The sequence below is a fragment of the Sphingobium sp. PNB genome, assembly GCF_019873065.1.
GTDB classification, from domain to species: Bacteria; Pseudomonadota; Alphaproteobacteria; order Sphingomonadales; family Sphingomonadaceae; genus Sphingobium; species Sphingobium fuliginis.
In genome coordinates this window covers 1-9,968 of sequence record NZ_JAINEZ010000127.1, presented here as the reverse complement: position 1 = coordinate 9,968, position 9,968 = coordinate 1, and the positions used below count along the sequence as shown (strand labels likewise).

10 protein-coding genes are annotated in these 9,968 nt (G+C 66.9%); all 10 read left to right on the top strand.

The genetic code is table 11. The features are described 5' to 3' along the window. Positions 1-482: 482 nt before the first annotated feature. Positions 483-851 (top strand): 30S ribosomal protein S13, encoded by a 369-nt coding sequence (rpsM, locus tag K7W03_RS25110; protein ID WP_025552414.1) that lies wholly within the window; start codon positions 483-485, stop codon positions 849-851. A gap of 100 nt (positions 852-951) precedes the next feature. Beyond that, positions 952-1,341, top strand: coding sequence for a 30S ribosomal protein S11 (rpsK, locus tag K7W03_RS25105; protein WP_004208752.1), 390 nt, complete (start codon positions 952-954; stop codon positions 1,339-1,341). 122 nt (positions 1,342-1,463) lie between these two features. Beyond that, the gene (locus K7W03_RS25100) at positions 1,464-2,528 is read left to right on the top strand and encodes a DNA-directed RNA polymerase subunit alpha (protein ID WP_044661278.1); all 1,065 of its coding nucleotides are present in this window, start codon (positions 1,464-1,466) and stop codon (positions 2,526-2,528) included. A gap of 182 nt (positions 2,529-2,710) precedes the next feature. Next, positions 2,711-3,136 carry a 50S ribosomal protein L17 gene (gene rplQ, locus K7W03_RS25095; protein WP_044661277.1) on the top strand — a complete coding sequence of 142 codons (426 nt, stop codon included), beginning with the start codon at positions 2,711-2,713 and terminating at the stop codon, positions 3,134-3,136. Positions 3,137-3,339: 203 nt separating this feature from the next. After that, positions 3,340-5,532 carry a prolyl oligopeptidase family serine peptidase gene (locus K7W03_RS25090; RefSeq protein ID WP_413469348.1) on the top strand — a complete coding sequence of 731 codons (2,193 nt, stop codon included), beginning with the start codon at positions 3,340-3,342 and terminating at the stop codon, positions 5,530-5,532. 135 nt (positions 5,533-5,667) lie between these two features. Next, positions 5,668-6,210 carry a hypothetical protein gene (locus K7W03_RS25085; protein ID WP_048577396.1) on the top strand — a complete coding sequence of 181 codons (543 nt, stop codon included), beginning with the start codon at positions 5,668-5,670 and terminating at the stop codon, positions 6,208-6,210. A 91-nt stretch (positions 6,211-6,301) separates the two neighbouring features. Further along, positions 6,302-6,901, top strand: a complete 600-nt coding sequence (locus tag K7W03_RS25080) for an OB-fold-containig protein (protein ID WP_222887615.1) — start codon at positions 6,302-6,304, stop codon at positions 6,899-6,901. Between the two features lie 9 nt (positions 6,902-6,910). Beyond that, positions 6,911-8,626, top strand: coding sequence for a flotillin family protein (locus K7W03_RS25075; RefSeq protein ID WP_065847885.1), 1,716 nt, complete (start codon positions 6,911-6,913; stop codon positions 8,624-8,626). Positions 8,627-8,644: 18 nt separating this feature from the next. Next, positions 8,645-9,292, top strand: a complete 648-nt coding sequence (locus tag K7W03_RS25070) for a YoaK family protein (RefSeq protein ID WP_044661272.1) — start codon at positions 8,645-8,647, stop codon at positions 9,290-9,292. A 144-nt stretch (positions 9,293-9,436) separates the two neighbouring features. Then, on the top strand, positions 9,437-9,968 hold a 532-nt coding region (locus K7W03_RS25065; protein WP_222887614.1), incomplete at its 3' end, for an MFS transporter.

Genomic DNA, 9,968 nt, shown 5'->3' with positions numbered 1-9,968 from the left:
GTCCTGCCAATCGGCCGGCGGCGGCGGAGGGGGCGCGGGCCGGGCCGCGGGAGCCGGCCGGGGCGCAGGTGCGGGAACAGGCGCGCGCTGCTGGGGCGCGCCCACGCAGGAAGCCAGCAGGACGAAGGCGGCCGCCGGCATGGCGGAGGGCAGAGTGAAGCGCATCCCGCCTCCATGCCTTAGGCACGGGGATGGCATCAACCCGAAAAGGGCGGGACGACATGCCGGACCGGTCGAAAGAAAGGGCGGCGGAAGCGCCGGATTTCGCCGCTTTCGCGCCTGCCCGTCATTGACAGCCGAAGGCCGAATCGCTAAGGGCACCCCTTCCCGACACGCTGACGAGCGGCAGTGCAGTGGCACTGGCCGTCTTTTTTGCGTCTTGGGGCCTATCGAATCGGCTGTCGTCTCCTTAAGGACTTCAGCCCTGACGCTTTGAGATGGGGCGGCGCCAACCGCCCCGTGGAGCAGGAGTACAGAATACCATGGCACGTATTGCGGGTGTCAACATCCCGACCAACAAGCGCGTGATCATCGCGCTCACCTACATCCACGGCATCGGCCGCAAGACCGCCGTCGACATCGCCGACAAGCTGGGCATCGACCACAGCCGCCGCGTGCAGGACCTGTCCGACGCCGAAGTGCTGCAGATCCGCGAAGCCATCGACGCCGACCACACGGTCGAGGGCGACCTGCGCCGCGAAACCGCGATGAACATCAAGCGCCTGATGGACCTGGCCTGCTATCGCGGCCTGCGTCACCGCAAGGGCCTGCCGGTCCGCGGCCAGCGCACGCACACCAATGCGCGCACCCGCAAGGGCAAGGCGAAGCCGATTGCCGGCAAGAAGAAGTAAGAAATAGTCCGGGGGACTATTTCATCTTCTTCTCCGCCGGAGGCAGCCCTTCCTGGGCGCAGCCTCCCGGAACACAAGATTTCAGTAGGATAGAGCAAAAATGGCACGCGAACCCCAGCGCATCAAGCGCCGCGAACGCAAGAACATCTCGGCCGGCGTCGCGCACGTCAACGCCAGCTTCAACAACACCATGGTGACCATCACCGACGCCCAGGGCAATGCGATCAGCTGGTCCTCGGCGGGCATGATGGGCTTCAAGGGCAGCCGCAAGTCGACGCCCTATGCCGCGCAGGTCTGCGCCGAAGACGCCGGCCGCAAGGCGGCCGAACATGGCGTGCGCACCCTGGAAGTCGAAGTGAAGGGTCCGGGCTCGGGCCGTGAATCGGCCCTGCGCGCGCTGCAGGCCGTCGGCTTCCACATCACCTCCATCCGCGACGTGACGCCGATCCCGCACAACGGCGTGCGTCCTTCCAAGCGCCGCCGCGTCTAACAACGACGCGCGGCTTGTCGGCGGGCGGCGGACGCGTCGCCCGCTCACCCATCTGCATCGGTCGGAACGTCCTGTCGGGTCAGGATTTTTGAACGTTTCGGCCTCATCCCCAGGGGAAATACATGACTGTCAACATGAAGAACTGGCAGGAATTGAAGAAGCCCAACAGCCTTGAGATCAAGGTCGCGGGCGACGGCAAGCGCAAGGCGACCTTCGTCGCCGAACCTCTGGAGCGCGGCTTCGGCCTGACGCTTGGCAACGCGCTGCGCCGGGTTCTTCTGTCCTCGCTCCAGGGCGCGGCGGTCACCTCGATCAAGATCGAGAACGTCCTCCACGAATTCTCCTCGCTCGCGGGCGTGCGTGAGGACGTCACGGACATCGTCCTCAACATCAAGCAGGTTGCGCTGAAAATGGAAGGCGACGGTCCGCGCCGTCTCCAGCTTTCCGCCACCGGACCCGCCGAAGTGCGCGCGGGCGACATCACCACCGTGGGCGACATTGAAGTGATGAACCCCGACCTGGTGATCTGCCACCTGGACCAGGGCGCGACGCTGAACATGGAACTGACCGCCGACGTCGGCAAGGGCTATGTCCCCGCCGTCGCCAACCGTCCGGCCGACGCCCCGATCGGCCTGATCCCGGTCGACGCGCTCTATTCGCCGGTGCGTCAGGTCGCGTACAAGGTCGACAACACCCGCGTCGGCCAGGAACTGGACTATGACAAGCTGTCGCTGACCGTCGAGACCGACGGCACCGTCACGCCGGAAGACGCGGTGGCCTATGCCGCCCGCATCCTGCAGGACCAGCTCCAGCTGTTCGTCCACTTCGAGGACGCGCTGCCCGTCGCCGCTCCGGCCGCCGGCGCCGCTGCCGGCGGTTCGGCCAGCGAGGGCGAGAGCGACGCGAACCAGATCAACCGCTACCTGCTCAAGAAGGTGGACGAGCTGGAACTGTCGGTCCGCAGCGCCAACTGCCTCAAGAACGACAACATCATCTATATCGGCGATCTGGTCCAGAAGACCGAGGCCGAGATGCTGCGCACCCCCAATTTCGGCCGCAAGTCGCTGAACGAGATCAAGGAAGTGCTGTCGTCCATGGGCCTGCGCCTGGGCATGGACATCCCCGGCTGGCCGCCGGAGAATATCGAGGAAATGGCCAAGAAGCTCGAACAGGAGCTGCTGGGCTGATCCGCCTTCCCTCCGGTCCGCCCGGAGGGATGCTGGACACCGGAAAGCACGGATTCGCGTCCGCTTTGGACGGTGTGAACTTCGCCCCTTTTTAAGGGGCAGGGCAAAGGGGCGGCGGCCCTGAAACGCCGCCTGGTCTGGGGTACCTGAAACGGCCCCTTAACGAACGGAAGGAAAGACATATGCGTCACAAGGTTGGTCATCGCAAGCTGCAGCGCAGCGCCGGGCATCGCAACTCGCTGCTCCGCAACCTCGCCGCCTCGCTCATCAAGCATGAGCAGATCCTGACGACCACGCCCAAGGCGAAGGAACTGCGTCCCTATGTCGAGAAGCTGATCACCCTCGCCAAGAAGGGTGGCCTGTCCAATCGTCGTCTGGCCCATGCCCGCCTGCAGGACGACGCGCAGCTCACCAAGCTGTTCGACGTTCTGGCCGAGCGCTACAAGGACCGCAATGGCGGCTACACCCGCGTGATCAAGGCCGGCATTCGCGCTTCGGACGCGGCGCCGATCGCGATCATCGAACTGGTGGACCGCGACGTCGACGCCAAGGGTCAGGATTCCGGTCCAGTCCAGGGTGCGGACGCGGACGAGCTGGAAGCGGCGTGATCCGCTGACGGCTCGCGCAAGCGGGCAGATGAAGAGGGCCGCTGCTTCCGGAAGGGGGCGCGGCCCTTTTTCTTTTTTGGGGCGGGGATATGCGGGGCGTCGAGCCATTCGGTTGGCCCCCACTCCCTGCCATCCCCTGAAGGGCGGGGAGATAGGAAATATTCCTTGTTTTCTTGCCTTTCCGCGCCATGAGACGCCAGAGAATGGGAATGGGATTTCGGGGGGATCGGATGCGCGCCTTTGGCTGCTTTGCTTTGGCGGCGCTGTTGTTCGCGGCGCTCCCCGCGCAGGCGGAGCCGGATGCGGCGGTCGCTGGCGCTTCAGGACTGCGCTATCCCGCCGCCAAAAGGCTGGACCTGGTGGAGGATCATTTCGGGGTCAAGGTGACCGATCCCTATCGCTGGCTGGAAAACGACCTGCGCGGCGATCCCGCCGTCCGCGACTGGGTGGGACAGGAAAACCGCCTCACCCGCCGCCATATCGACGGGCTGCCGGGTCGCGAGGCGCTCAAGAAACGCATGCAGGCGCTGTTCGCCCATGGCCGCTACACCATCCCGCGCAAGGCGGGCGGGCGCTATTTCTACGGCTATAACAAGGGGCTCCAGAACCAGACCCCGCTCTATGTGCGCGACGGCCTGAACGGTGCGCAGCGGCTGCTGATCGACCCCAATGACTGGGCGGAGGATGGGTCGGACGCGCTGGCGGAATGGGCGCCCTCCCCCGACGGCCGGTTCCTGCTCTATGCCGTGCAGGAGGCCGGGAGCGACTGGCGCACGCTGAAGGTTCTGGACGTCGCCACCGCCCGGCCGCTCGACGATGTCGTGCAATGGGTGAAATTCTCCCAGCTTGCCTGGGACGGGCAAGGTCAGGGTTTCTTCTATTCGCGCTTCGCCGCGCCGCAGGAAGGCGCCGGCCTGCAATCCTCCACGGTGGGGCAGGAACTTCATTATCACCGCCTCGGTACGCCGCAGGCGCAGGATCAGCTTATCTACGCGACCCCGGACCAGCCGCGCCTCAGCCACACGGCGCAGGTGACGCAGGACGGGCGCTGGCTGGTCATCAGCAGCTTCCAGGGCACCGACCCCCGCCGCGAACTGCATCTGGCCGAACTGACCGGCGGCAAGGTGAAGGTCCGCCCGCTGGTGAAGGGCATGACCAACGACTGGCGGCTGATCGGCAGCCGCGGGCCGACGCTCTATTTCATCACCGACCAATATGCCCCGCATCTGCGCGTCGTCAGCATCGACGCCCGCTTCCCCCGGCGCGGCGCCAGGCAGGTGGTGGCGGAGCGCATGGACACGCTGGCGGGCGGGTCGCTGGTCGGGGACCGGCTGATCCTGGCCTATCTGTCCGATGCGGAAAGCGTGGCGGAGCTGATCGACCTCAACGGGCGAAAGGTCAGCGACGTGCCGCTGCCCGGCCTGGGCACGGCGGCCGGTTTCGGCGGGCGCGACGGCGATCCGGAAACCTTCTTCAGCTTTTCGGGCTTCACCACGCCGTCGAGCATCTACCGCTTCGACACGGCGACGCTGCGTTACGAGCTGTTCGCGCGGCCGGAGCTGCCCTTCAATCCCGACGATTACGGCATAGAGCAGGTCAGCTATCCGTCGAAGGACGGCACGATGATCCCGATGACGGTGATCCGCAAGAAGGCGCTGGCCCTTTCCAAGGCGCCCGCGCCCACCATCCTGTACGGCTATGGCGGCTTCAACATCGCGCTGACGCCCGGCTATTCGGCGACGCGCATGGCGTGGCTGGAGCAGGGCGGCGTCTATGCCATCGCCAATCTGCGCGGCGGCGGCGAGTTCGGCAAGGCATGGCACGATGCGGGGCGGCTCGCCAACAAGCAGAATGTGTTCGACGATTTCATCGCGGCGGCCGAATATCTGAAGGCCAATGGCTATACGACGAAGGACGGCCTTGCCATCGAGGGGCGGTCCAATGGCGGGTTGCTGGTCGGCGCGGTGGTGAACCAGCGGCCCGATCTGTTCGCCGCGGCCCTGCCCGCCGTGGGCGTGATGGACATGCTGCGCTTCGACCGTTTCACCGCCGGCCGCTACTGGATCGACGACTATGGATCGCCCGACCGGGAGGAGGATTTCCGCCTGCTCTACGCCTATTCGCCCTATCACAACATCGCGGGCGGGAAGGACTATCCGGCGATCCTCGTCACCACGGGCGACACCGACGACCGGGTGGTGCCGGCGCACAGCTTCAAATATGCCGCGGCCTTGCAGGCGGCGGAGCTGGGGCCGAAGCCCCGCCTGATCCGGATCGACACCAAGGCCGGGCATGGGGCGGGCAAGCCCGTGGACAAGCTGATCGACGAATATGCCGACAGCTATGCCTTTGCGGCCTATTATACCGGGCTGAAACTGGACGCGCAGCCGCGATAGCCGGGCAGCAGGGCGGGCGCTTTCCGGTTCGGGAGGAATGCGTCCATGGCCGCCGGTGGCGGCGCGCCCGCGTTCAGGCCTCCGACAGCCATGATCGCCTAGCCATCGGCAAATTTCGGCTGAGGGACGAGGGTCATGAACAAGATGAGGTGGATGACGGGATCGCTGATCGCGACGGCCCTGCTGGCGGGCGGCGTCGCGTCGGCACAGGCCTATCAGCCGCGGCAAGGCGCGCCGCAGGAACAGGATGACCTGTCGGACGAAGCGCAGCCGCCCGCCGATGACGCCGCCCCGGACGACCGAGCGAGCCCTACGCGCGCCGACGATGATTTTTCCGATGTCGTGGCGGCGGATCAGGACCATGCCGGCGCCCGATCCCCTGACAGCGACGGCGGGCGGGGCGATCTGGCGGAGGCGCCCGCCGACCGGGACGGCGAGGATGCGATCACCTATTGCGCCCTCGCCGCCCGCGACGAGGCGGAGCGGGAGGGCGGCTATGCCGAGGTGCGGCAGGTGCAGGAGCCCCGCGAGACCCGCAACGGCTATGATGTGGAGGGCGATGTCGAGGTCCGGTCCGGCTGGCGGGCGCAGGATGGACGGTCGCGCCACTTCACCTGTTCGGTGCAGAATGGCCGGATCGCGGACCTTTATTTCCGGCGGGATCGCGCCGCCCGATAGGCGCGCTCGGTCCGCCGCATCGCGGCCACGCTTTGCCCTATCCTGTTTTACGTCAATCCATTAGCATCGGCGCGAATCAGGGGAGTCAGGGGTGGCCGCGTTCCTTTTCGCGACCGAGAATGTCGTTTTCGTCTCAGCGATCGTCCTGATGCTGCTCATCGGGGCGGTGCAGGCCATCGGCATCGCGGGCGACTTCGATCTCGACATTGACGGCGATGCGGACCTGCTCGGCTGGCTGGGCGTCGGTCGCCTGCCGCTGTTGATGCTGCTGGCGATATTCCTGGCGCTGTTCGGCATGATCGGGCTGATCGGGCAGCATCTGCTGCTCGATCTGACCGGTGCGATGCTGCCGCCGCTGATCGCCGCACCCGCCGCCCTGATCGCCAGCCTGCCTGCGACCGGCCTTGCCGCGCGACGGCTCGCCCCCCTGCTTCCCCGCGACCAGAGCAGCGCCGTTCCGCTGGACGCGCTGACCGGCAGCTTCGCCCGCATCGTCACCGGCGTCGCACGCAGCGGCTCCCCTGCCCGCGCCCGCGTCGAGGATGCCTATGGCCAGGCGCATTATGTCATGGTCGAACCCGACAATGCCGGCCAGACGCTGGAAGAGGACGAAACCATCCTGCTGGTCCGCCGGGAGGACCATGTCTTCCGCGCCATATCGCATGGCGACCATTATCTTCCCCGCCTTTAGGAGTTTCCCATGAATCTGCCCGCCGTGCAGGAGAGCTTTTCGCTCATGCCCTATCTGATCATCTCCGGGACCGGGCTTCTCCTCCTGATCGTGCTCGGCGTCGTGCTGGCGCGGCTCTACAAGCGGGCGTCGAAGGAGATCGGCTTCGTGCGGACCGGCTTCGGCGGGGAGAAGGTGGTGATGAACGGCGGCGCGCTGGTGCTGCCGATCTTCCATGAAACGATGCCGGTGAACATGAATACGGTGCGGCTGGCCGTGGAGCGCAAGAACAGCGACGCGCTGATCACGCTGGACCGCCTGCGCATCGATGTGAAGGCGGAATTCTATGTCCGCGTGAAGCCCGACGCGCAGTCCATCGCCACCGCCGCGCAGACGCTGGGCGCGCGGACGATGAATCCGGAGGCGTTGAAGGAACTGGTCGAGGGCAAGTTCGTCGATGCGCTGCGTTCCGTCGCTGCGGGGATGACGATGAACCAGTTGCATGAGCAGCGCAGCGAGTTCGTGCAGAAGGTGCAGCAGGTGTCTTCCGTCGATCTCGCCATGAACGGGCTGGAGCTGGAGAGCGTGTCGCTGACCGGGCTGGACCAGACGTCGATCGAGCATTTCAATGCCAACAACGCCTTCGACGCCGAGGGGCTGACCAAGCTGACCGAGCAGATCGAACTGCGCAAAAAGTCGCGCAACGACATCGAGCAGGAAACCCGCGTCCAGATCGAGACCAAGAATCTGGAGGCGGAGCGCCAATCGCTGCTGATCGCCCGCGACACCGAATTCGCCCGGCTGGAGCAGGAGCGGGAGGTCGAGATGCGCCGCGCCGTTCAGGCGGCGGAGGTGGCCCGCGAACAGTCGCTGCGCCAACAGGAGGCCGACCAGGCGCGGATCGAGGCGAAGAAGCTGGTCGACAGCCAGCAGATCGAGGCTGACCGCGCCGTGCAACAGGCCCGCATCGCGCAGGAACAGGCGCTCGAACTCGCCCGGCAGGAACAGCAGATCGCGGTGCAGAACAAGAGCCGCGAGGAAAGCCAGGCCAAGGCGCAGGCCGACGAGGCGCGCGCCAAGGCGGTGGCCGCCGAGGAGCAGGTCCAGACGTCGCGCCAGACGGAGATTGCCGAGCGGACCAAGCGCATCGAACTGATCGACGCGGCGCGGGAGGCGGAGCGCGCCGCCATCCAGGTGCGGGTCGAGGCGGAAGCGGAGAAGCAGGCCGCGGCGGACCGTGCCGAAGCGCTGCGCCTGGCGGCGGAGGGTGAGGCCGAAGCCGCCAAGCTGCGCGCCGAGGCGGACCGGGTGCGTTTCGAGGTCGAGGCGGCGGGTCAGCGCGCGGTCAATGAGGCGGCGAACATCCTGTCGTCGGACCAGATGTCGCTGCAGACGAAGATGGCGCTGCTCAAGGTGCTGCCCGATCTGGTGCGGGAGGCGGCGAAGCCGATGGAAGCGATCGATTCGATCAGGATCGTGCAGGTCGACGGCATCACCGGATCGCATTCGGATGGCGCGGCGGTGATCGGCGGCGGCGAGCAGAACCTGGCCAATGCCGCGGTGTCCGCCGCCCTGCGTTACCGGGCGCAGGCGCCGGTGATCGATGGCCTGATGAAGGAATTGGGGTTGGATGGCGCAAGCCTCGATTCGCTGGTGAAGGGCGCTGTGGAGCCTGCCGCGGCCTCGTTCGCGCCGGTCGTCGTCGAACCCGTGGACGGCGCGCGCAAGGCACCGCCGCAGGCCTGATGGTGCGGGGGCCAGCGCATGCGCGGATATGATGCTTCCCGCCACATGCTGGCCATCGGACTGGCGGCGCAGGCGGGGTTCATCGATGCGCTGGGGTTCCTGAAGCTGGGCGGGCTGTTCGTTTCCTTCATGAGCGGCAATTCCACCCGGCTGGGCGTGGGGCTGGCCAAGGGCGCGGCGGTCGCCGGGATGGCGGCGGGACTGGTCGGGGCCTTTGTCGGCGGCGTGCTGGCCGGTGCGCTGGTCGCGCGCCGGGCGGGCCGCTGGCGCAAGCAGGCGGTGCTGGGCCTTGCGACCGCTCTGCTGTTCTGCGCCGCGTTGCTGGCCCTGCCGGACCGGCCGGGTTCCGGGCTGACGCTGCTGATGGCGGCGGCGATGGGCGCGGTGAACAACGTCTTCCAGCGCGACGGCGAAGTCAGCATCGGCGTCACCTATATGACCGGCGCGCTGGTGAAGCTGGGCCAGCAACTGGCGGTGGCGCTGACCGGCGGGCCGCGATGGAACTGGCTGCCCTATCTGCTGCTGTGGCTGGGGCTGGTGGCGGGCGCGGTGGCGGGGGGTGGCCTCTTCGCGCTGATGGGCCTGCATGCGCTGTGGGTCGCCCTGGCCTTTTCCGGGCTGTTGCTGCTGTGGAGCGGCCGCCTGGGACCGTTGGACTTGGCATGACCGGGCGCAGCGCCTAGAGCCCTTTGCAAGCAGAAGGAATCATCTGCCGGCTCGAAAAACGCGGTAGACATCAGGCTGTGGCATTCGATCCGATGCAGTCGGCTCGGAACAAGCTCTGTCCGGATCGACATCCAGGAGTCCATCATGTCACCGCGCCCATCCCATCGCCCCAAGGCCGCGATCGCCTTCATATTGGTGACGGCGCTGCTCGACGTGATGTCGATGGGGATCGTCATCCCGGTGCTGCCGCAACTGGTCGAGACGCTGTCGGGTTCCGGCAGGGCGGCGGGGATGTGGAACGGGTTGTTCGTCGCGCTGTGGGCCGGGATGCAGTTCCTCTGTTCGCCGGTCATCGGATCGCTGTCCGACCGGTTCGGGCGGCGACCGGTGATCCTGGTCTCGGTCGCGGGACTCGCGCTCGATTTCCTGCTGATGGCGATCGCGCCCAATCTGTGGTGGCTGGCGGTGGGGCGGATGCTGGGGGGCGTGACGTCGTCCAGCTTCACCTCCACCTTCGCCTATATGGCCGACATCACCCCGCCCGAAGAGCGGGCGCGGGGTTATGGGCTGATCGGGGCGGCGTTCAGCGGCGGCTTCGTCGCCGGGCCGCTGCTGGGCGGGGTGCTGGGGGAGATTTCGCTGCGGGCGCCCTTCTGGGCGGCGGCGGGGCTGTCGG

Bases quoted from the DNA above. Each gene is read 5' to 3' on its own strand.
- K7W03_RS25085 (WP_048577396.1), top strand. From the start codon at position 5,668: ATGAACAAGATGAGGTGGATGACGGGATCGCTGATCGCGACGGCCCTG.
- K7W03_RS25090 (WP_413469348.1), top strand. From the start codon at position 3,340: ATGGGAATGGGATTTCGGGGGGATCGGATGCGCGCCTTTGGCTGCTTT.
- rpsM (WP_025552414.1), top strand. From the start codon at position 483: ATGGCACGTATTGCGGGTGTCAACATCCCGACCAACAAGCGCGTGATC.
- K7W03_RS25070 (WP_044661272.1), top strand. From the start codon at position 8,645: ATGCGCGGATATGATGCTTCCCGCCACATGCTGGCCATCGGACTGGCG.
- K7W03_RS25075 (WP_065847885.1), top strand. From the start codon at position 6,911: ATGAATCTGCCCGCCGTGCAGGAGAGCTTTTCGCTCATGCCCTATCTG.
- K7W03_RS25100 (WP_044661278.1), top strand. From the start codon at position 1,464: ATGACTGTCAACATGAAGAACTGGCAGGAATTGAAGAAGCCCAACAGC.
- rpsK (WP_004208752.1), top strand. From the start codon at position 952: ATGGCACGCGAACCCCAGCGCATCAAGCGCCGCGAACGCAAGAACATC.
- rplQ (WP_044661277.1), top strand. From the start codon at position 2,711: ATGCGTCACAAGGTTGGTCATCGCAAGCTGCAGCGCAGCGCCGGGCAT.